Source organism: Halobacteriovorax vibrionivorans (genome assembly GCF_003346865.1).
Lineage (GTDB): Bacteria > Bdellovibrionota > Bacteriovoracia > Bacteriovoracales > Bacteriovoracaceae > Halobacteriovorax_A > Halobacteriovorax_A vibrionivorans.
In genome coordinates this window covers 961,305-983,843 of sequence record NZ_QDKL01000001.1, presented here as the reverse complement: position 1 = coordinate 983,843, position 22,539 = coordinate 961,305, and the positions used below count along the sequence as shown (strand labels likewise).

The window sequence follows — 22,539 nt, the reverse complement described above, 5'->3', positions numbered from 1 at the left end:
TAACTATAATTTAGACCTCGAAGCTCTAACCACACACCGATAGAGTTTTTAATCATTTTTCGTTTTTCCATAAAAAAGGCCACTATTATTAGTGGCCTTATTTTTTATCTGAATGTAATTTTTCTTATTCAATTGATCCAAGTAAAGTGGCCATCTCAATTGCAGACATCGCTGCTTCCCAACCCTTATTACCGGCCTTCGTTCCTGCTCTTTCAATTGCTTGCTCAATTGTATCGACAGTAAGAACACCAAAAGTTACTGGTACATTAGTATCAAGTGAAACTTTTGAGATACCTTTTGCAACTTCATTTGAAACAAAATCAAAGTGTGGAGTTGATCCACGAATAACAGCACCAAGAGTAATAACAGCGTCATACTTTTTAGAAGCCGCTAACTTTTGTGCTACAAGTGGGATTTCGAATGCGCCTGGAACCCAAGCAATATCCATATCTTCAACATCTCCGTCGTGTCTTTTAATACAATCAATTGCACCACCTAATAACTTACTTGTAATTAGCTCGTTAAAACGGCCAGCAACAATAGCAAATTTTTTCCCTGATGCATTTAAGTTACCTTCTAAATTTCTAGGCATGTGTTTCTCCTAAATCTGTGACACCTTTTGAAGGCGCCTCATGTTCACGTCTATATTTTATTAAGTCTTTAATAGTTATAAATTTTAAATCGTGCTCTTTAGCAATTTTGGCCAACTCTGGTGCCATGGCCATCGTTCCATCTGCACTCATGATTTCACATATAACTCCTGCAGGATAACAACCAGCAAGTCGTGCTAAATCTACAGCTGCTTCTGTGTGGCCATCTCTTTCTAGCACTCCACCATCTTTTGCAATTAATGGAAAAATATGTCCCGGCTTCATAAAGTCTGAAGCTTTTGTATTCTTATTTGTTAAAAGATTTGTTGTTAAAGCACGATCCTGACAAGAAATACCCGTACCACCATTTGCTGCATCAATTGAAACGGTAAATGCTGTATGATGAACAGAATCGTTTTGCGCAACCATAAGTGGTAGCTCTAATTCCTGTGCACGAGATTTTGTAATCGGTGTACATATTAAACCGCGTCCAATTGTTGCCATGAAGTTAATTGCTTCCGGCGTAATACGGTCTGCCGCCATGATGAAGTCTCCTTCATTCTCACGGTTTTCATCATCGATAACAATAACCATCTTACCGAGACGAATATCTTCAATGGCTTCTTCAATAGTATCAAATTCAATCATTTAAAAAGGACTCCAAATTATGTGTGCTTGCACCATTACTACGTCTAGCACCATTAAAAAGCAAGTTTTCAATATATTTTCCAAGGATATCAACTTCAATATTTACAAGACTTTGCACTCTACGATTTCGTAAGACAGTGTTCTGCCAAGTATGTGGAATAATTGAAAGTTGGAATGAACAATCGGCTTTAAAAACTTCAGCAACAGTTAGAGAGATTCCATCAATCGTAATAGATCCTTCTTTCACAATATATTTCATTTGCTTTGGACTTACTTTAATAGTCACTAAATAATTATTCCCACGACTTTGAATTTGGATAATCTGCCCAACGTCGTTAACATGGCCTTGTACAATGTGACCACCCAAGCGATCACTAGCACGAAGTGCTAATTCAAGATTAACTTCATCACCAGTACGAAGACTTCCTAGAGTGGTCTTTTCCAGACTCGTATGAACTGTTTGCACGACAAATGTTGAATCCGTTAGCTTCACAGCTGTTTGGCATGCTCCATTGATAGATACTGAATCATCAATAGCAATCTCTGGAAGAAGTTCTTTTGAACTTACTTCAATAAGTTTGCCTTCCGCATTTGAGCGGACACTTACGACTTTTCCTATTTCTTTTACTAGTCCTGTAAACACTATGACCTCGGGTCGATCTCAAACATTGCTTGAGAACCAATATTTTTAACTGCTACATTATTAAAGTTTAAAGCGTCGGCCATTGAATCTAATTTTTCATCATAATAACCGATTCCATCTCCAAGAATTTTTGGTGCAACAAAGATTGTCATCTTATCTGCAAGCTTTTTCTTTAAGATTGAGGAAGCAAGCATCCCTCCACCTTCGACTAAAATTGAATGAACACCAATTGCTTTTAACTGGGCAAAGGCATCTTCAATGACAACTTCATTCTCATCACTTTTAGCAAAGACTATTCTAATCTTTTTATCAGTAAAGAATTTAACTACATCATCCGCCGCGCCTTGGTAATCGGCTCCCGTAGTTATAATTATTGTCTTATGTGTATATTCGTCATTGAAGATCTTGGATAATGGATCCATTTTAGAAATTGAGCCCATCACAATTCGAAAAGGGATTTTACCGCTTTCATCTAGGCCAAAACGAATATTTAAACTCGGGTCATCATTATTTAGAGTTTTTCGGCCAACCATGACTGCATCATATTTCTTACGATAAGCGTGAACCATCTTGCGTGCATTTTCATCTGTTATCCACTTCGAATCACCTGTAATTGTTGATAACTTTCCATCTAATGTTTGAGCAAGTTTAAGGTGAATATAAGGTAGCCTTTTAGTCATAGACTTAAAGAAAACTTCATTAAGTTCACGGGCCTCTTTTTCAAGTACTCCAACTTTACACTCAATACCTGCTGACTCGAGAATCTTAATTCCATTTCCTGCGACTTCAGGATTAGGATCAAGGCAGGCCACAACGACTCTTGAAAAGCCGTGTTTTAAAATTGCGTTTGTGCAAGGAGGTGTTCTTTTCTTTGTATGACAACATGGCTCTAAGGTAACATAGATCGTTGCTCCTTTTAGCTCTGCCTTATGATAGTCGCGGACATCTGAGATTGCTTCTGGCTCAGCATGAGGTAGGCCTGCTTTTTTATGCCAACCCTTACCTAAGATAATTCCATCTTTTACAATAATTGCTCCAACCATTGGGTTTGGTGACGTTTGCCCCTCACCCTTCTTGGCCAAATCAAGTGCCATACGCATATATGCAATATCTCGAGAATCCTGCTTTTCCATGTTCCTGATTTACCATACTTGGCCATAGGGTTCCAGCAGACTTTTTCGTACGTAGCATATCGAGAACTTTTTCTAGGGGGTACGTCGATACTTTTCGAACATTTAGCAACTTAGCACCTTTAGTTTATGATCTTAAAGATTGCCTCTATGTGATTCCAGATAATTAGCTATTTACTAGCCAAGAGTAGAAAAGTTCTACATAAAAAACATGGCTACAATGACTATATATTACTCAGGATCCAGCATAACTTACGATTAATTTGAAAAGTATCGACGTACCAAAATTGTACACCCTATAAATAAATTTCACTAAAGCCCATAAGCGTTCATTTTTTCGATAAATTACCAATATGAATAAGTTAATTGCACCAATCATTCTCATTTTAGCTTTTACAGTAACTTCATGTTCTGATGACGCGAAAAAAGCGATCAATAATATAGCTTCTCAAAGTGAGGAGACACTAGGTGGAATCTCAAACGACAGAACAATTCTAAATCCAAAATTAGGAAACTTCTGCGATGGCCACGAGTGCCCAGAGGGAATTGTTGCTGTTAAAACAGAAAAGAAGAAACTTACTTGTTCGGGAATCGTAAAATCTCAAAGCGAAGTTTTGATTTCAGAAAATTGTGCCACAGAAAATGAGGCATTCAATATTCAAACAACAGACGGCAAACTAATCAAGGTCACATCTGTCGAAGATGAGCTCTCAAATGAATTCGGAGACAAGATCTTAAAACTTAACCTCGAAAAAGAAATACCTAATACTGCAAATATTGAACTTCCAGAAATTGATAATAACGAAGTTCAACTTAACTATTTCAATGAACTAGGCGAGCTTCAATCTCAAGATTGTGAACTTACATACGCATCCCTTGCCTATGCCAACTCATTTGATAACGAATCACAACTTCTTAACATCAAAAATTGCGAAGGCGTCCGAGACGGTGCCCTAATCTCACAAAACGGTAAATCAATTGGTTTCCTTACAAAAAAACATAACGAAATTGAGTTGTACGAAGGGATTTCTCTAAATGGTAATAATAAATCACACTCTATTATAGGCAAGATGGATAAAATAAGCCTAAACCTTTTTTCTGACGATGCTTTCATAATAGGATATCTAGCCGCTTCGTTTCCTTTAAATGACGCTGATAGTATCCAAGAACATATAAGCTTTAACTCAACAAGTTTTTCGTTTAAAACGGAACTAAAGTGCTATAAGTCTTCAAGTTTTGAGACAGAAGATAAAATATTTCAAATCCAATTTAAAAATAAAATCTTAGAATTTAACGAGAATACATATTTAGAAGAAGAAGTATTAACATATTACATTCGAAAAGATAAAATTAGATTTCCTCTAGGCACTGATATAAGAGCACACCTGAGTGAATTTAACTATATGAAATATTGGGGAAGTAAAAAAAGCTTAGAAAGCGTTTATATTAGAAACCCATTTACAAATGAAATATTAAATGAACTTATCAAATTACCTGAAAAAAATAGAAAATTTGTAAAATTAGAAGTTTGCAATATGTAGCAGGCCACATTACTAGCCTGCTACTTGTTATGCTCTTTAGAAATCAAAGTCGTCTATTTTATAATTTTTAAATCTCACTCCTCTCTTTATTCTTCTTTCTAGAATTCTAGAGCCAAGATTTCTTATTTTAGATCTTATATTTGATGAAAAGTTACTTACTTCAACTTGCTTTTCTTCATATTCATCAATTAGGTCAATGCTAGCTACACTAACAACACGTGACTTTGTTTTTAGAACCCATCTATTTTGACTAGAGTTAAAATCATAGTCTCCCGAACTTAATAGCCTTCTTGATATACTAACGTTTTCATGACTTGTGCCCATAAGCTCTGATAAGTTAGCTAAATCAACTACTGAAGGTAGCTCCCTTAGAGTGTCAACATCGCCAATTACTCCTGACCGGTTTGACATTCTCAATGTATCAACATCTCCAACGACACCACCACTAGCATAAATCGATAATGTCATAAGTAATATTATTATATATTTCATTTTAACCCCTTAATCTATTTTTCTTATTAAGTTACTAACAAAAAACACATCCTCTCCTCTATTTTCTGGAGATAACATAATTTTCCTTACGTTATAAGAAAACTCGGATGCAAGTTGCTTTAGTTCATCTTTGACTTTACTACCATCTACTGATTGATAACAGATATCATGCTTACTATTAATCGGGTTACCATGCACCCTAACCTCATTTACCATTTCATTTAATATTAGGTTTGATAACTTTATAGTTGTTTCTGTATTAACACGCTGAAGATCATCAGAATGGAAGAACCTTCCATTTTTATTTTTTATTGTTCCGTCAGCTGCTAATTTCATGAATATCTTATGCCCCTGTCTTCCATACTCTTGTAAAACTTCATTTTCACTAAGTCCGTGATGAGTGGTTGCCTTGATCATCATTTTATAAGTGGATTCATCTTTGAAATATTGAACCACATCATCAGAAATAAGATTCTGAGTCTGGGTTTCATAAAAATGCCCATAAAGACTTTCATGCACCTCAGGGAAGTACTCGCGTACGAATTCCGCTGTGTCCTTTTTACTGGCAAGGCCATTGAGGACTGTTACACAAATGTCGAGTCCAGGATTTTTAACGTCACCCATTTCAAGGCGGTGGAATGTCGAAGGTGGAAGTCCCAATCTTCGAGCGATTTGATTACTACTTAAGCGGGAATGCTCTTTCTTGTATTTTCTGATCTTATCCCGCAAAACCTCGTTAACCGAAGGTCTTTCTAAAAAAACCTTGTCCATTTTGCTTCTCCCTCATATTCGCTTTTTGGTTGATCATTGTTCATACATTGCCAATAAGTTTTTTTCATTATCAATGTAAAAAGTATCAATAAGCGTTCTTGTTAAGTATTTGATAGAGCATAAATAAACTTTAGATAGTGAAAAATCTGATTTTTTTCACTAATGAAATGAAACATTCCAGATTGGAATGAAGAAATTTATAAGCACTAGTAAATACGTGAGAGCAACTATAAAATAAATACAATATATTTTATAAGTAACTATAATCACAAAGGTAGATCATTACATATGTATATACTTAGGCCCTTACTAATTCTTATTCTGACTTTTACAAGTTCAGCTATTGAGCTAGGAGAATTAGATTTAAAATTAATTCAATCCACATCTAAAGGGGATAACGTCTTAGTTCAAAAGAAGCTCACCTCTGAGCAAATTAGAGAATTGAGTTCAAAATATGAAAGAAGATTTTTGAAATCAGCAAATACACAAGAGCTTTTCACTGTAATAAAAGATATTAAAACAAAGAGAACTTTCAATATATCACTTAATTACAATATCTATCAGGCTAAATTAATCGCAGATCACTCACCATTATTAATTAAGATTAAAAATGCCATCAAGGAATTTTGGTACAAAATAATAAAGAAAGACTTTATCCCTGAATTAACAGGTATATTTAAACTTGAAATCATAAAAAGGTTTGAGCCCCCACATAAAGATGCATTCACAGATACTTCACGCTTCATTGCTCATGCTGGAGGTGTAATCGATGGAAGAATTTACACTAACTCACTTGAAGCAATTAACAGTAGTTACAAAAAAGGCTTTAGAAGAATTGAATTAGATCTCCAAGAGACAAGTGATGGCATAATCGTGGCCGTCCACGAATGGGATGATTGGGCCGATGAAACAAATTTTAGTGGCGACCTTCCGCCTACCCATCAAGATTTTATGAATCACAAATTATTTAATAAGTATACACCACTGGATCTAAGTACGATTCGTAATTGGTTCAAAGAACATCCTGATGCAGTTTTAGTTACTGATAAGATTAATAAGCCCAAAAAAGTATTAGAAGTTTTCAAATATAAAGATCGTTTAGTAATGGAGTTATTTAACGAATCCTCATTAAATGAAGCATTAAAGCTAAATATAAAAGAGGCCATGCCAACTCATTATCTTTATTTAAATATAAAGAATAAACTCGATGAATATTTTAGAAAGGGAATTACTTCAATCGCACTAAGTCGTTACTACGCTAAGAATAATTACGATGATCTTTTGAAGTTAAGAAAACAAGGGTTTAAAGTCTACGCTTATCACCTTAACCACGGAAAAGATAAGCGAGATGAGAGATTTGTAGCATGTAATGAACTAGGATTATTCCATGGATTCTATGCTGACAATTGGAACTTTAAAGAGGAAGTAGAATGCTTTAACCCTCTTTAGGAGTAAATTGTGTTGCGTATTCTTCATTGGCAAAGATAAATCCAATTTCTTTTTTTAAAGCTTTAATCTCTTTATTTTCTTTTTTAATTGGACTTCTTTCTTCAGGATCAAGTTCTAAATTAAAATATTGCCAACGATTATTTCTTTTATTCCAAATCACTTTATAAGGATGTTTAACAACTGATAAGAAAGTACCATTGTATGGCTGAACCAGGTAAGAGCTTCGCTCTGATTTAGTTAGTAACGTTTCACCAGCGGATTGTACTTCACCCTTATATCCGATTAAGTCTAATACTGTAGGTTTGATATCTACCTGACTACCATTAATATTTTCAATATTGCCATCTAAGTTTTGAGATTTAGAAATAATTAACAGTGGTACCCTAAAGAACTCTTCGTACGCGCCAGCTGCATTACTTTTCATACCGTGTTCAGAATTTGGAAAACTATGATCACCTGTAATGATGATGATTGAATTATCGAAGATCTTTTTCTCTTTTAATTCATTTATCAATGTTCCCAAGTATTTATCACTTGCATGTAGAGAATTAATGAAGGCTTCTGTTAAATGCTTTTCGTTTGGAAATATCTCTTTTTGGTCTTTTGGTACACGATCAAACCACATATGATTTGATACTGTTTGGATCATTGCAAATATCGGCTTCTTATTTGATTTAAACTCTTCAATATTCTCTACGAAATAGCGGTATGAAAAATCATCTTGGACTCCCCATCCCCACTTTAAAACACCAGGCTTACTTTCTATTTCACGAGAAGTTTTTATATATTCAAAACCAGATTTCTTTATGAAGTCATGTGTATTATCAAAACCAGGATTACCAAAAGAGTCATGGAAATATGTCGTATATCCCATTTGACCAAGTACACGAGGCAAACAATCCAACTTACTGCTATCAACACGATATGACGCTTTTCCTCGAGGAAGCGGAATTAGCGAACAAAGAGTCGCATACTGGCCCTTAATTGTTTGAATCGAGTTAGAATAAAAATGCTTAAAAGAGAGTCCCTCTTTATAAAGTTCATTCATTACGGGTGTAACATACTTGCCGTTAATCTTTTTATTTATGTAAATTCCTGAATAAGATTCTAGATGTACTAGAATAATATCTTTTTTATCTTCTGGATAAGTTGATTCAAATTGATAATTTAAAATTGAATCGATGTTTTTATAAGCTTCACCAATATATTTTGAGCTACTATTTAAATAATAGTCAGACATTGTTTTAGCAAATGCAGACAGTTCTTCTTTAGAATATGGTGCAAAGATCACCAAGAAAATATAAACGATTAAAGAAGCTAAGCCGAGCAAGGGTCTTCTATAACTAACTTCAAACTTTTTACTCTTAAAAAAAGTAACTATGATTATTAAATGAATAAATAAAAGAGTAACAACATCTTTTACACGATAAATTTGTCCAAATATTGCACCATTTTCAGGTATTAAAACTTCACCAATATTATCAATCAAAATTGCATAATCGTAAGCAGTGTTTGTACGATGAAAGAAGATATAGCCGATATAATATAAACTGATGAAAAAAATCGAAAATGCTAACCTTGAATATTTCTTTTTACAAAAATGGAAGACTGTTTGAGCAAGACAGATAATAAATATAAAGCCCAACAAAAACGTACCGTAATCAAAAGCGGTATAGTTTTTCCAAAGAGATAAGCTATTTGAATATCTTATGAAGGAAGCTAAATAAACTAACGAATAAAAGAATCCAAATATATTCATAGGTCAAGGCTCATTAAGAATTTAGTAAACCTAAGAGTTTTAAAACTCTTAATTTTACAACATTAAAAAGGGCCTCAAAAATAATTCCGCCACCCATTTTTGATTGACCGTCACGTCTTTCATAAAAGATAATTGGCACTTCTTTTACCTTAAGTCCTCTATCCCAAACCTTATAATTTAGTTCAAGTTGAAAGATATAACCATTCGAGATGATTTTATTTAAATTAATAGCTTCAAGTGCTTTACGTGTGAAACACTTAAAGCCACCTGTTGTATCAAGAACAGGGATCCCTGTCATGAATCGTGTATAAATAGATGCACAGTAAGATAATAGAAGTCTTCTAAATGGCCAATTGATAATTCGAATTCCATCAATATAGCGAGAACCAATAACAAGATCATTTTCCTGTGCTGCTGCTAGAAGGTCTTTAACCGCATCTGGATCATGTGAAAAGTCACAGTCCATCTCAAAGACAAAGTCATATTTATTTTCGAGGGCCCACTTAAATCCAGTGATATAGGCCGTACCCAGTCCAAGTTTTCCAGTACGCTCAATTATATGAAGATTTTCATTTGATTCCATCTTCTTTTTAACCACATCTGCAGTTCCATCAGGTGAACCATCTTCTATAATAAGCAATGAGACCTCTGGGTATTTTCCAAAGATCGTATCAATCATACGCTCTATGTTATCGATTTCATTGTAAGTTGGAATAATGATCAATGATCTATTCCATGGAAGTTGGCCAGTGCTCACCTTTTTCATCTCCTATGACTGAAAGAACTATAAGAAAAGATCACTATCTTTTCAACACCTTTTACAACCTGTATAATCAAGCATTGCAGACTTCAGGAATTCATATGTTTTATTTTTTCAACATCTATTTAAGTATTGTTTTATTTCTTATTGCCCTAACGATTACGCTTCGTTCCAAAAACAATAATAAAATATTATCACAAATAACAGCCTCCCTCACTTTTATCTTTTTTACGATGAGTAATATCTTTATCGTAAGTAATTACTTTACTGGTGTAGGGCTAAATGATGTTGTCCTCTATCACTTAAGACTTGATACAGTAGAAGCAGGAGTTGGTGAGTACACAAATATTATTATTGCTAGTGCTGCAATGATCATCTTATCAATTTTCTTCACTTATAAAATAACGAAAAAGAAGGTTGCATCACAATTTGCTACAGTAGTACTTCTACTGGCCATTATCTCAAGTCCATTGACACATAATCTCTATACTCTTTTAAAGCCTAATGAATTTCAAGGCGTAAAAATAGATATTCACAAAGCCGGTGACGAGATTGCAGAAATCAAAGATAAGAAAAACCTCATCATTATCTACGCTGAAGGTTTTGAAAAAACATATTTAAATGATGAGGTCTTTCCAGGAATGACACCAAATATGAGAGAGTTAGAAAAGCAATCTCTTTCATTTACTAATATGTATTCGAACTATGGTGCAACATGGACTATTGCAGGTATGGTTGCTTCACAATGTGGCGTTCCTCTTGAAGCAGCAGGTGAAGGCAATGCAATGGAAGGTATATTCAATTTCTATGGTTCTGCTGTTTGCCTTCCCGACATTCTCCATAGTAATGGCTATATTGGTGCCCACCTCAAAGGTGCCTCTGTCGTTTTCTCAGGTACGAAAAATTATTTAAAAACTCATAAGTATAGCCTTATTAAAGGTAAAGATGACTTGAAGAAGAAATACCCAACAGCAAGAACGAACTCTTGGGGATTTTATGATAAGAACTTATTTGATGAAGCAAAAATAGTTGCCGATAATTTAGCTAAAAAAGATAACCCGTTCTTTTTATCAGTAAATACATTAGATACACACCACCCAAAAGGTCATGTATTCCCATCATGTAAAATCAATCATCAAGATGGTGACAGTCGCTTAGTAAAAGCTTTTAAATGCTCTGATTATTATATTAAAGAATTTGTCGATAAAATCAGGGCCTCTGAATATAGTGACAACACTCTTATTGTTGTCATGTCAGATCATTTATCATTAAGAAATTTATTATCAGATAAATTACAGGGAATGGACCGTAAAAACCTATTTCTCATCAATTATCCAAATAATAGTAAGACTGGTGAGGTGACAAAACCCGGTACTCACCTTGATGTTGCAACAACACTCTTGGCTCAATTAGGTACTGATTATAAGGTTGGCCTTGGCGTTGATCTTTTAAAAGAAGAAAAAACTCTTTATGAACAATATGGTGCTAAAACAGACTCCTATTTAAAAGGAATGAAAGAAGAGTTTTTAAAGCTATGGTCTATTAAGAACCTAGATAAAGGTATTCGTGTAAAAGATGAATTTCTCTATGCTGGAGACAATAAGTTTAAAATTCCTCTAATCCTCTACTATGACGAGAAGGGAAAGATCACACCGACCTATTTTCTTGGAAAGAAGAAAAAAATACAATATTCAAGAGACTTAATTAGAAAGTCTCCAAACCAGGCCTTCACGTGGATTGACTACTGTGACACTTTTGAAGAGTTCTTTAAGACTGAGGCCCCAAGTAATGAGTTTTGTACTATCTCTGGAAAGCTAAGTGCGAATCTTAAAATTGAACCTTTAGATGAGGGCTTCCACTTAAGTAATGATGATATTATCGATATAACTAAGCAAAAGATCGATTCTAAAAATTTCTCAAACTATCGAAAGTTAATCGATTGGAATCTTAATGGGCCTCTTAAAAGTCTTGTGGAGAGCTCAAAAGAAGGTGAAATCATTCAATATACACATCTTCCAAAAAACTTCGAACAAGCATTCAACCGAGTAAGCTTTAAGAATACAAAAACACCTGATCACTTTTATCGCTATATTTCGGGAAAGAAACAAAAACCTGAGATAAAAATAAATGGGAAGAAGTATAAAGCAACACTCGTTAAAAATGATACTGGGCTGATTAAAAAAATCCATAACCTATTAAGGAAAACACTATACGTGTTCACTGGACGTGCATACTTCCCAACTGTAACAGGTGTTCAAAAGTTAGAGCTCATTAAATAAGTTATTAATGCTTGGGGTGGAATTTAATTTCCATCTCTAGGCCACAGGCCTTTGCATACTTATTCAATGTTGAAAGTTTTAAATCGAGACGATTTTCAATTTTAGAGACATCAGGCTGATCTATACCTATTAAGTCTGTTTGCTTAAGCCCAAGTGATTTTCTTAAAGCTTTTAGATCGATGTCGTAGTAGTCATTCTTCTTGATGGCCGTCTTGGCATACTCTAAGAACTCTAAGTCTAAGTTATCATAACTCATTAAAGTTTCTCCCCGTTTCTTCCGTAAAACAGTTGTAATGAATTTAATTGTATCATCTTTTGAGTTTTTTGCGAGCATTCACTTGAATGCATACGTAAATGATCAAGTATTCATTTGATGGCATATTTTCTCTCCAGACAACCGTGATATGCCATCAAGTGAATATTCTTTATCTTTTTCCACACAATATTCACTCAAGTGCATAACCTACTAAAATTTACGCAAAATATGTACATAAGTGCATTTTTCATATGCCGTTAAGTGAATATTTTATATTTCAGTATTCACTAAGCATCTGGTATTATTCCAGTCTATGAATTTAAAAGAATTTATCACGAATCCTATTGAACTCGAGTACTTCCAGGGGCTTCTTTCTCAACTTAATGAGAAAAAAGAACAACTAAGAATTGCTACTCCTGAAAATGACACAGGGGTTTACCCTACAGCAATTGCACCTCGAGAATTAATGCGTCGCGAACTTCCTTTTTATTCATACGAAGACATCAAGCAACGATATTCAACAAAAGAAATAGTCGACTGTACTTTATGGCTTAGAAAAATGCACGGAGGCCTTGGCTCAAGCCTTGATCGAAGTGAATATCTAAAAAAATATGGCCGCACAACTCCAGGTTCAAAATCTACAGATCTTTATATTGAAACAAAAGAATTTGGAGACATCTCACTAGCTGAAGCTCAAATCATTCAAGCTTCAAAGAAAACAAGCTCATTCAAAAAAGTGGTCCTACAGGACCTTGTTAATAATGATGTAAAGCCAATCCTAGATAAGATGTGGGAGAAGCATTCTCAACTCTTAAATGAAAACTTTTCTCGCCTTGAATCAGTGGTTCAACAAAAACTCCCAACTATCAAAGATGGCAAGCTTTCAACTGAGAGACTTGCACCTGCGGGACATGGTATCTTTGGATACGAAGTCTTTAAAGGCCCAAGGCCTTCCGGCGACAATATTGTTGCCTGTATCGGAAATGGAGAAGATCTAAGCTCCACTCCAGATCGCGCTATTGTCAATTGGATGCTAACTGAGAATATTCCAGTTGTTATGGTAACCACCACAAAAACTGACCGTGATATGAAAGGTGGCCAAATTGCTCTAAAAGTCGAAGGCGATAAGACCTACCTTACAATTGTAGAAAAAGCACAAGCTGAACAAGCTGGACAATTAGATTACTTTGAAAAGCTGGGTCTTCGCGAAGAAGATGATGACGCTTTTTTCAATACGAATTTAGTACTCGTAAACTTTAATGCTATCGATAATAGTGAAATAGCACTACCAGACTTAATAAAAAATCAAAAAGGTGACTTTGTGCAGCTTGAGGGTGCGATGGGATCAGTACTGTTAAATTCAGATAGACTAGCTAGAGAAACAGGAAAAAAGTTTGTTCATATTCTCAATGTTAATAAAGAGAACCGAAAAAAGTTTTTTAGTCCCATCAAAAACATACGTGATTTTAGAGACTTAATAAAGTCCTCTATGCTAAACAATGGTACTTTTCACTTCAAATAAACTTATTGTTCATTCATAATATATAAAATATATCTTTAATAAGTTTAATTAACTTAGGATCAAAATGGCTTACTACATACTAGTATTCTTTATTTCTTTTATTGTGTCGTACATGACAATGCCCATACTAATAAAGTTTGCAAACCATGCTACTATTTATGCAGATCCATGCGAAAGGTCTTCACATGACAAAAAAGTCCCTAATCTTGGTGGAATTGGTATTTTTCTAGGTATCGTATTCAGTATGTTACTTTTAACACCAAACAAGTTATTTTCGGGCCTGCAATATATTTTAGCAACTCAATTCATCATTTTTTTCTTGGGATTAAAAGATGATATCTTTATTCTTTCAGCTAAAAATAAACTAATAATACAAATTGCATGTGCCTTAATATTAATAGTCCTATCTGGTGCAAGAATAACAAGTTTTTATGGAACGTTAGGCATATATGAGTTAACTGACACCCAATCTTACATATTTTCGATTATAACGATTGTCGGGTTAGTAAATGCATTTAATCTTATCGATGGTATTAACTGGCTAGCGGGCCTCATTTCTATTTCGGCTGCAACATTTCTATCTATCTGGTTTATTACCAATGGATTTATAATATTTGCGGGGCTCTCACTTGCAATAATAGGCTCTGTTATTGCATTTTTAATTTATAATAAAACTCCTGCAAGAATTTTTATGGGTGATACTGGTTCATTACTTCTAGGCTTAACTCTAACATTTTTAATAATTAAGTTTATAAATCTGAATCACACTCTACCGAATCTTAAATTTCAATTAAGATCTGCCCCTTCAATGGCAGTGAGTATCTTCTTTATACCAATTCTTGATACATTAAGGGTATTTTTAATTAGAATCAAAGAAAAGAGAAGCCCTCTTAGCCCGGATAAAAATCATCTACACCACATTTTACTTGATGCAAACTTTACACACTTACAAGCGGCACTTAGTTTATTCTTTATTAACTCAGCTTGTATCATAATTTCTCTCATTCTTAATCGTTTTACGGGAAAAATTATAATACCATTATTATTTGTATTTTCATTTTCACTAATTAATGTATTTATATTTTCGAGAGTAAAAAAAAAGAGTCTTAATCTTGTAATAAATTAAATATTTTCTTATTTACTATTTCTGTGGAAAACCGGCTTACTGCGAGTTTTCTACTATTTTTAGAAAGTCTTAATAATTCCTCATCCCCAATCTCTATTGTATTTAATACTGTATTGTATAATGACTCAACATTTTTAGGCTCAAACAAGAAGCCGTTTGATTCTACAACTTGACGACATCCAGGCACATCACTAGTCAATATAACACACCCCATACTCGCAGCCTCAATCAAAACTTTTGAAAGTCCTTCACGATATGAAGGCAAGACCATAAATTTAGTTTCACTCAAGATCTTTGGTACATCACTCCTTTTACCAAGATATTCAATACCTGAATCCTCAATTAGCTCATTAAATTCTTCTTTAGAAAGACTTGTTTGATTATCAGAGTCCAGGCCACCCACAATTAAAACTCTTAGACTTGGATATTCTAATTTAAGTCTCTTCATCGCCTTTATATATTCTACAACACCTTTATCCTTAATAATCCTCCCGATGAATACAAAATCATATTCTCGTTCTAATATACTTTCGTTAGAACTAAAAACGTTCGTATTCACACCACTCCCCTCAATTAATACGAAATTTCTTGCTGAAACTTTGAAATCTTTTATAAGACTCATATCATCATTATTTTGAAAAATGATATTCTTTGCAAATGGAAAAATTACTCTATACAAGTAAATCACGATATTCTGTAGAGCCCCCCCTTTGATAAATACAGTACCCAAGCCTGTTACATTATTTATAAAGGGTATTGATAAAACAATACATACAAAAGCAGAAAAAACATTTGGCTTTATTGTAAAGTTCATTACAAAATCTGGTTTTTCATTTATATAAATCTTAAAATAACAATAAATTAAGAAAACATTTTTCATCAACCCAGTAGATTTTCTATCAAGCAATGAATTTATTATCCTAATATTAGGAAAAAATTCTCCCATTTTTTTTTCACTTCCATCGAAGCTTGTTACGATTACGACTTCACTATATTTCTCATTCAATTCTTTTATTAAATCGTATCTAAAGTTTAAAAGGTACCAAGAATCTGATGCGCACAGTATTATCTTTTTATTTGACATAAAGTTAGCCTATATTTTTCTATAAAGTTTTGTAAATTACATAAACCATAAGTTAGGATAAATATCAGAAACGGATCTCTATACCTATAATATGAACCTACATTTGGTACACTAAAGCAAATAACCTCTATCACTATAAACAAAGGTAATAAGTATATATTTCGAAATAGTGCCAATACAGAAAAGATAACTGCAGTACCAATAATTAGACTCTGTATACTTATCATTATTGATCTTAATGATGAAAACGAATAGTCTTTTGGAGATGGATAAAAGAAGCTTAAGTATGTCAATCTTGGAATATATGCGAACAAATCTCTGTAACGTTTGAAAAACAAGTCCCTATCTACGTCACTATCACCCTTCTGACGGGATAGATAATAACTTCGAGCATACAAAGGCATAGAGAATAATTTATTAAAATTAGACTTCTCATAGACAAGGTTTACACTATTTTTCTGATTCGAAACAACACTCGCTCTATCGAACACACCAACATTCTTAGCAAAATTTGCAGTAATCAATATTGTCACTAACGATACCAAAGATTTTTTTAGTAGAGTCCTATCTTTCTTAATTAATGATATGATTAAAATGGTTAATGATATGAATAACAGATAGTAACTATAGTAAAATTTTGTTACCAATATAATTGTCACACCTATCATTATAAAAAATAGATCGTATGCAATATTTCTATTTCTTGTAAAAAACAGAAAATTATAAATAAAACAAAGCCCCAAGAATATAAATGATTCCTTATTTAAAAAAAGATACCAATTAATTACAGATGGAAGTGATATAATTAATAGATAAGAAAGCAGTACTTTTTTCTTTAAATAAACAGAAAACGTATCAATTATCAAATAACCGGCTATAGATATTAACATAACGCCAAGATAACCGGATAGAGCAACATTACAAATTCCAAATAAATCATAAAAGATCTTAATTACAAATATTACTACGTTTCCGGATAGAGTTATATTTGATTCTCCATTACAAGCTAAGTTATGAAACTTACCAACATCAGGTGTAAAACTTGATACTCCGTCAGTGAACAAACCTGGTATAATAACTGGTAATACAAAGTGGACAACGCAATGCAGAACGAGTGTATATAAGAGCGTGAAAATAAATGCTTTTTTACTTTTCAATCAGTATACCTTTATAAATAGAATATTAGACACAAGAGTTAATTTTAATTAATATCATATACAAATAATTACACTTATTTAAAGGTAAAAAATGAGAAAAGTATCTGTTATCGGACTAGGCTATGTCGGCCTTCCTGTAGCAGTGAATTTTGCAAAGAATTCACGTGTTATAGGATTTGATATTAATAAATCAAGAATTAAAGAATTGAATCAAAGTAAAGATTCAACTAATGAAATTGACTTTAATGATTTTCCCAATATTGACATTATATTCACGGATAGTATTGATATTCTAAAAGAAGCAGATTTTCATATAGTTGCAGTTCCTACACCTATCGATAATTCTAAACAACCTGACCTGCGTCCAATTAAAGCTGCAAGTACAACTGTTGCTAAAGCTTTAAAAAATGGCGATATTGTCGTATATGAATCAACAGTATATCCAGGTGTTACAGAAGATATATGTGTTCCAATCCTTGAAAAAGAATCGGGACTTAAGCACGGCCAAGATTTTTGGGTTGGATACTCACCAGAAAGAATTAATCCCGGTGACAAAGAACACACATTCACAAAAATTACAAAAGTAGTTTCAGGATGTTGTGGAGAATCCTTAAAAGTGGTTTCAGAAGTGTATAAAAGTGTTGTAACAGCTGGTGTTTACGAAGCATCAAGCATCAAAGTAGCAGAGGCAGCAAAAGTAATAGAAAACACTCAAAGAGATGTAAATATTGCTCTAATAAACGAATTAGCTCTCATTTTCGATCGCATGGATATAAATACACTAGAAGTCTTAGAAGCCGCTGGTACGAAATGGAACTTCTTAAACTTCAGACCTGGCCTTGTTGGTGGACACTGTATTGGTGTTGATCCATACTATCTTACACATAAAGCGGAACAGCTAAACTATCACCCTAATGTTATTTTAAGTGGCAGGAAAATAAACGACTATATTCCTAAGTTCATTGCTGAAAAAGCCATTAAATTAATGATAAAGAATAAAGTCGATATCTCATCAGAAGTAGTCACTATTTTAGGATTAACCTTCAAAGAAAATTGTCCAGATTTACGAAACTCAAAAGTTGTCGAAATTGTTTCGGAACTACAATCTTTTGGTATAAAAGTTCAAATTCACGACCCTGAAGCCTCAAAAAATGAAGCCCTTCAAGAATATGGTCTTGAGATTGTTAAAAATATAGATGAACTTCAAAAATCAAATGTAATTATTGGAGCCGTCTCTCATAAAGTATATAATAAGCAATACCTAAATAAATTAATTACTGATGATACTATCATTCTTGATGTTAAAAACTTTTTGAAAGGTATGCATACTGGAACTTATTGGAGCTTATAGTGAAACTTGAAAAGAAATACAACTGGTTCATTACTGGAGCTGCCGGATTTGTAGCATCTCATATATGTGATTACTTAATTAGAAATAATCAAAATATAATAGCTGTAGACAACTTCCTCACAGGACTACAAAGCAATATTGACTACCTCAAAGAGGTTTCAACTAGCCACCCTGAATCATCATTTAATTTTTACAATGCTGATATTTGTGACACAGAAAAAATGATTGAACTGTCAAAAGGTTGCGAAAAGATAATTCATCAAGCCGCACTAGGCTCTGTGCCTAGAAGTATAAAACTACCAGTAGATACTCATCAAAATAATGTGAATGGATTTATCTCCATTTTAGAAGCAGCTAGAGCCAACAATATAAAACGAGTTGTATATGCATCTAGCAGCTCTGTTTATGGAGACAGTCCTAAGTTACCTAAAGTAGAGTACGAAACAGGAAAGGTTTTATCACCATACGCTGCAACAAAAGCAATAAATGAAGTATATGCCGATGCATACACAAGCGCTTATAAAATGGAGCTAATAGGGTTACGTTATTTCAATATATTCGGGCCAAGACAAAATCCAAATGGTGCATATGCTGCAGTAATACCAAAATGGATTGGTCAACTACTAGAAGGAGATACTCCAACCATAAATGGTGATGGCACAACCTCTAGAGACTTCTGCTATGTAGATAATGCTGTCCTAGCAAATATCCTCGCCTCAATAACTTCTAAAAAGGAGGCATATGGAGAAGCATTTAACATAGCATGTGAAGAGCAAACGAGCTTGAACACACTTTATGATATGATCAACAAGGGGCTAAACTCTCTTGATGAAAATATTCCAATTACCGAAGCATTATACAGAGACTTCAGACAAGGCGATATAAAGCACTCATTAGCTAATATTTCTAAAGCGAAAAAATTATTAAATTATTCCCCTATGGTCCTTGCGCACGAGGGAATATCAGCCACTGTTGAATACTTCTTCAAAGAAAAGAGGAAATTATAATGAAGGGAATTATACTTGCTGGTGGTTCAGGAACAAGACTTTACCCTGCGACCTACTCAGTATCAAAACAACTTCTACCAATATACAACAAACCAATGATTTACTATCCATTAAGTATATTGATGCTTGCGAACATAAAAGAAATACTCATTATTACAACAAAGAGAGACATGCCACTATTCAAAGACCTACTTGGAGATGGATCACAATATGGAATCAATTTAGAATATGAGATACAGAATAAACCAAATGGCCTTGCCGAAGCATTTATTATCGGCGAGAAATTCATAGGAAACTCACCAGTTTGTCTTATCCTAGGCGACAATATTTTTTACGGTCAAGGTATTAGAGAAAAACTAGAAAATGCTGCAGAACTCAATGAGGGAGCAACTATTTTTGGTTACTATGTCAATGATCCCGAACGATATGGCGTTGCCGAAATAGATAAATCCTCAAACGTACTTACAATTGAAGAAAAACCTGAAAAGCCAAAGTCTAACTATGCTGTAACAGGTTTATATTTTTATGATAACTCAGTTGTGGAGAAAGCTAAGAATGTTAAGCCCTCAAAAAGAGGCGAGTTAGAAATCACTAGCATCAACAATGCATACTTAAAAGAAAATAAAATCAAGATGGAAGTTCTAGGAAGAGGAATAGCATGGCTAGACACTGGAACACATGAATCATTTCTCGAGGCAGGAAACTTTGTATATGCCCTTGAAAAAAGACAAGGCTTACAAATTGCGTGCCTAGAAGAAATTGCATATCTTAAAAAGTGGATATCTAAAGAAGATATTAATGAAAAAATTTCCAAATTAAAAAACAATTCATATTCAGAGTATTTAAAAAGGGTCGTAAAATATGAGTAGAAACATACTTATAACTGGTGGCGCGGGCTTTATTGGCTCTAATTATATTAATTATCACCTAAAAAAATATAAAGAAGACAAAATAATCAACCTAGACTTATTAACCTATGCAGGAAACCTAGATAACACCACCGAATTTAGTAAGAATTCGAATTATACTTTTATTCATGCTGATATCTGTGACTTAAATAAGCTAAATGATTTATTTGAATCGCATCAAATTACAGATGTCATACATTTTGCAGCTGAGTCACACGTAGACAACTCAATAAATGGGCCTGAAGCCTTTATACAAACTAACATTATAGGAACGCACTGTCTTTTACAAACAGCCTATAGACATTGGTCAAAAAATAACTCGATCGAGACTTCTAGGTTCCATCATATCTCTACAGATGAAGTATATGGCTCACTTGATGAGACAGGATTATTTACAGAAAAAAGTCAATATTCACCAAATAGTCCATACTCAGCATCAAAAGCATCATCTGACATGCTTGTAAGAAGTTATAATCAAACTTTTAAACTAAACACCGTAATAACAAATTGTTCTAATAATTATGGTCCTAAACAACATAAAGAAAAACTAATACCAAAAGTTATTATCAATATTCTTAATAAGAAACCTGTACCTATTTATGGAAAAGGTACTAACATTAGAGACTGGCTATATGTAGAAGATCACTGTGAAGCTATCTACAAAGTTTTTAACGAAGGCATACCAGGAGAAGTTTACAACATTGGTGGTGATAACGAGTATAAAAATATAGATCTAGTCTTACTAATTTGTGAAAAGATTGCAAAGTTAAAGAATGTAGATGTTAATGAATATATATCTTTAATTACATATGTTGAGGATAGAAAGGGTCATGATTATAGATATGCTGTTGATATTACCAAAATTAAATCAGAGCTAGGTTGGGTACCAAAACACGAGATACATAAAAGTATTGAAAACACAATTTTATACTATATGAAACAAAATGATAGATAATCTTAAAAGACTTAAAACATTTACTGATGAACGAGGTAGTTTAATATCAATAGAAGTTGGTAACGAAATCCCTTTTATAGTAAAAAGATTGTACTATATCTTTAATACAAAAAATTTACCCAGAGGATTTCACGCTCATAAGAACCTTGAACAAATGCTAATATGCGTAAGTGGTAGTTGTGATATAAAGCTCGATGATGGTATCAATTCAAAGGTTTATAAACTCAATGATCCATCAAAGTATTTATACATAAACAAACCCTTATGGCGAGAGATATATAACTTCTCAAAAGACTGCTGCCTTATTGTGCTAGCAAATGAGCTTTATGATAAGAATGATTATATAAATAGTTATGAAGAGTATATCCAATTTTTAGAGGAAAATAATGAATACAAATCTTGATCAAATAGCAGAAAAATACGACTCTTTACATGAAGACTGGAAAAACTTAGAAACAACCGTACGACACAAAGAGTTCCAAAATTTCATAAAACATGTAAACTCATACGATTCAGTATTAGAGATTGGATTAGGTGATGGAGCATTCACAGAACTATTGAATAGTAAATTTAAAAGAACAATAGCAGTTGATGGCTCGAGTAAAGCAATCGAAATCCTAAGTAATAATGATAAACTAAAGGAAGTAGAGTTTGTACATAGCTATGCAGAGAGTATTCCTGCAAATATTAAATCAAAAAACATTGTAATGAGTCACATTCTCGAACATATTAATGAGCCAATAGAGGCCTTAAAAAACATAAAAAATAACAATATGCTAGATGAAACAGTTCTTTATATTTCAGTACCAAATGCTATGTCCCTTCATAGGCAAGTAGCTGTCAAAATGGGACTTCTAAACAAAGAAACAGATTTGAATGATAGAGACATCACCCTTGGCCACGTACGTGTGTACACACCAGAAACATTAAAAAGGGATATCATTTCTTCTGGACTAAATATAATAGAATTCGGAGGCGTTATGATCAAGCCCTTAACAAATCGACAAATTGAAAAGGACTGGAATAAAGATATTATCAATGGCTACATAGAACTTGGTAATCATTACCCTGAAATATGCGGAGATATATACATAATAGCAAAGAAGTGAAC

20 protein-coding genes and 1 pseudogene are annotated in these 22,539 nt (G+C 33.5%); 11 read left to right on the top strand and 10 right to left on the bottom strand.

The features are described 5' to 3' along the window. Nucleotides 1–124 precede the first annotated feature (124 nt). The 4 genes and pseudogenes from ribH to ribD form a co-directional block, all read right to left on the bottom strand. Nucleotides 125–592: a 6,7-dimethyl-8-ribityllumazine synthase gene (gene ribH, locus DAY19_RS04815; protein ID WP_114706036.1), complete on the bottom strand. Its 468-nt coding sequence runs from the start codon at nt 590–592 to the stop codon at nt 125–127. Nucleotides 593–629: 37 nt separating this feature from the next. Beyond that, nucleotides 630–1,238 (bottom strand): annotated as a pseudogene (ribB, locus tag DAY19_RS04810) (3,4-dihydroxy-2-butanone-4-phosphate synthase); the annotation flags it as partial. Continuing rightward, the gene (locus tag DAY19_RS04805; protein ID WP_158536790.1) at nt 1,231–1,881 is read right to left on the bottom strand and encodes a riboflavin synthase; all 651 of its coding nucleotides are present in this window, start codon (nt 1,879–1,881) and stop codon (nt 1,231–1,233) included. The gene DAY19_RS04805 and the pseudogene ribB, both read right to left, overlap by 8 nt. Further along, nucleotides 1,881–3,014: a bifunctional diaminohydroxyphosphoribosylaminopyrimidine deaminase/5-amino-6-(5-phosphoribosylamino)uracil reductase RibD gene (gene ribD / locus DAY19_RS04800; RefSeq protein WP_114706033.1), complete on the bottom strand. Its 1,134-nt coding sequence runs from the start codon at nt 3,012–3,014 to the stop codon at nt 1,881–1,883. Before ribD ends, DAY19_RS04805 begins: the two co-directional genes overlap by 1 nt. Before the next feature lie 350 nt (nt 3,015–3,364). On the opposite strand from ribD, the gene DAY19_RS04795 reads away from it, so the two are divergent. Beyond that, nucleotides 3,365–4,552, top strand: a complete 1,188-nt coding sequence (locus DAY19_RS04795) for a hypothetical protein (protein ID WP_114706032.1) — start codon at nt 3,365–3,367, stop codon at nt 4,550–4,552. 36 nt (nt 4,553–4,588) lie between these two features. Here the strand turns inward: DAY19_RS04795 and DAY19_RS04790 are convergent, their stop codons facing one another. Together DAY19_RS04790 and DAY19_RS04785 are read right to left on the bottom strand one after the other, a co-directional pair. Continuing rightward, nucleotides 4,589–5,020 (bottom strand): hypothetical protein, encoded by a 432-nt coding sequence (locus tag DAY19_RS04790; protein WP_133296884.1) that lies wholly within the window; start codon nt 5,018–5,020, stop codon nt 4,589–4,591. Nucleotides 5,021–5,053: 33 nt separating this feature from the next. Beyond that, nucleotides 5,054–5,815, bottom strand: a complete 762-nt coding sequence (locus DAY19_RS04785) for a helix-turn-helix domain-containing protein (protein ID WP_114706030.1) — start codon at nt 5,813–5,815, stop codon at nt 5,054–5,056. A gap of 288 nt (nt 5,816–6,103) precedes the next feature. Here DAY19_RS04785 and DAY19_RS04780 point away from each other — a divergent pair, with 288 nt between their 5' ends. Further along, on the top strand, nt 6,104–7,264 hold the full coding sequence (locus tag DAY19_RS04780; protein WP_114706029.1) for a glycerophosphodiester phosphodiesterase family protein: 1,161 nt from the start codon (nt 6,104–6,106) through the stop codon (nt 7,262–7,264). Here the strand turns inward: DAY19_RS04780 and DAY19_RS04775 are convergent. Both DAY19_RS04775 and DAY19_RS04770 read right to left on the bottom strand, forming a co-directional pair. Beyond that, on the bottom strand, nt 7,251–8,753 hold the full coding sequence (locus DAY19_RS04775) for an LTA synthase family protein (RefSeq protein ID WP_158536789.1): 1,503 nt from the start codon (nt 8,751–8,753) through the stop codon (nt 7,251–7,253). The two genes, DAY19_RS04780 and DAY19_RS04775, sit on opposite strands and share 14 nt — an antisense overlap. Nucleotides 8,754–9,036: 283 nt before the next feature. Then, nucleotides 9,037–9,780 (bottom strand): polyprenol monophosphomannose synthase, encoded by a 744-nt coding sequence (locus DAY19_RS04770; RefSeq protein WP_233500236.1) that lies wholly within the window; start codon nt 9,778–9,780, stop codon nt 9,037–9,039. Between the two features lie 236 nt (nt 9,781–10,016). On the opposite strand from DAY19_RS04770, the gene DAY19_RS04765 reads away from it, so the two are divergent. After that, on the top strand, nt 10,017–12,062 hold the full coding sequence (locus DAY19_RS04765; RefSeq protein ID WP_158536788.1) for a sulfatase-like hydrolase/transferase: 2,046 nt from the start codon (nt 10,017–10,019) through the stop codon (nt 12,060–12,062). Nucleotides 12,063–12,066: 4 nt separating this feature from the next. On the opposite strand, the gene DAY19_RS04760 is transcribed toward DAY19_RS04765, so the two are convergent. After that, a complete protein-coding gene (locus tag DAY19_RS04760; RefSeq protein WP_199506612.1) occupies nt 12,067–12,318 on the bottom strand; it encodes a helix-turn-helix domain-containing protein in 252 nt (83 codons plus the stop codon). A gap of 313 nt (nt 12,319–12,631) precedes the next feature. Between DAY19_RS04760 and DAY19_RS04755 the strand changes: the two genes are divergently transcribed. Together DAY19_RS04755 and DAY19_RS04750 are read left to right on the top strand one after the other, a co-directional pair. Further along, nucleotides 12,632–13,840 carry a UTP--glucose-1-phosphate uridylyltransferase gene (locus tag DAY19_RS04755; protein ID WP_114706025.1) on the top strand — a complete coding sequence of 403 codons (1,209 nt, stop codon included), beginning with the start codon at nt 12,632–12,634 and terminating at the stop codon, nt 13,838–13,840. 112 nt (nt 13,841–13,952) lie between these two features. Next, complete coding sequence (locus tag DAY19_RS04750) at nt 13,953–14,966, top strand: MraY family glycosyltransferase (RefSeq protein WP_158536787.1); 1,014 nt, start codon at nt 13,953–13,955, stop codon at nt 14,964–14,966. Here DAY19_RS04750 and DAY19_RS04745 read toward each other — a convergent pair. After that, nucleotides 14,947–16,050 carry a glycosyltransferase family 4 protein gene (locus DAY19_RS04745; protein WP_114706023.1) on the bottom strand — a complete coding sequence of 368 codons (1,104 nt, stop codon included), beginning with the start codon at nt 16,048–16,050 and terminating at the stop codon, nt 14,947–14,949. The genes DAY19_RS04750 and DAY19_RS04745 overlap by 20 nt on opposite strands. A gap of 1,248 nt (nt 16,051–17,298) precedes the next feature. On the opposite strand from DAY19_RS04745, the gene DAY19_RS04735 reads away from it, so the two are divergent. The 6 genes from DAY19_RS04735 to DAY19_RS04710 are packed head-to-tail and all read left to right on the top strand — an operon-like array spanning nt 17,299 to nt 22,537. Next, on the top strand, nt 17,299–18,558 hold the full coding sequence (locus tag DAY19_RS04735) for a nucleotide sugar dehydrogenase (protein WP_114706021.1): 1,260 nt from the start codon (nt 17,299–17,301) through the stop codon (nt 18,556–18,558). Next, on the top strand, nt 18,558–19,565 hold the full coding sequence (locus DAY19_RS04730) for an NAD-dependent epimerase/dehydratase family protein (protein WP_199506611.1): 1,008 nt from the start codon (nt 18,558–18,560) through the stop codon (nt 19,563–19,565). Before DAY19_RS04735 ends, DAY19_RS04730 begins: the two co-directional genes overlap by 1 nt. Next, nucleotides 19,565–20,434 carry a glucose-1-phosphate thymidylyltransferase RfbA gene (gene rfbA / locus DAY19_RS04725; protein WP_114706019.1) on the top strand — a complete coding sequence of 290 codons (870 nt, stop codon included), beginning with the start codon at nt 19,565–19,567 and terminating at the stop codon, nt 20,432–20,434. Before DAY19_RS04730 ends, rfbA begins: the two co-directional genes overlap by 1 nt. Beyond that, entirely contained in the window at nt 20,427–21,428 is a 1,002-nt protein-coding gene (gene rfbB, locus DAY19_RS04720) for a dTDP-glucose 4,6-dehydratase (protein ID WP_114706018.1), read from the top strand. The genes rfbA and rfbB overlap by 8 nt, the downstream gene beginning before the upstream one ends. Next, the gene (locus DAY19_RS04715; RefSeq protein WP_114706017.1) at nt 21,418–21,831 is read left to right on the top strand and encodes a sugar 3,4-ketoisomerase; all 414 of its coding nucleotides are present in this window, start codon (nt 21,418–21,420) and stop codon (nt 21,829–21,831) included. Before rfbB ends, DAY19_RS04715 begins: the two co-directional genes overlap by 11 nt. Further along, on the top strand, nt 21,815–22,537 hold the full coding sequence (locus tag DAY19_RS04710) for a class I SAM-dependent methyltransferase (protein WP_114706016.1): 723 nt from the start codon (nt 21,815–21,817) through the stop codon (nt 22,535–22,537). Before DAY19_RS04715 ends, DAY19_RS04710 begins: the two co-directional genes overlap by 17 nt. Nucleotides 22,538–22,539 lie beyond the last annotated feature (2 nt).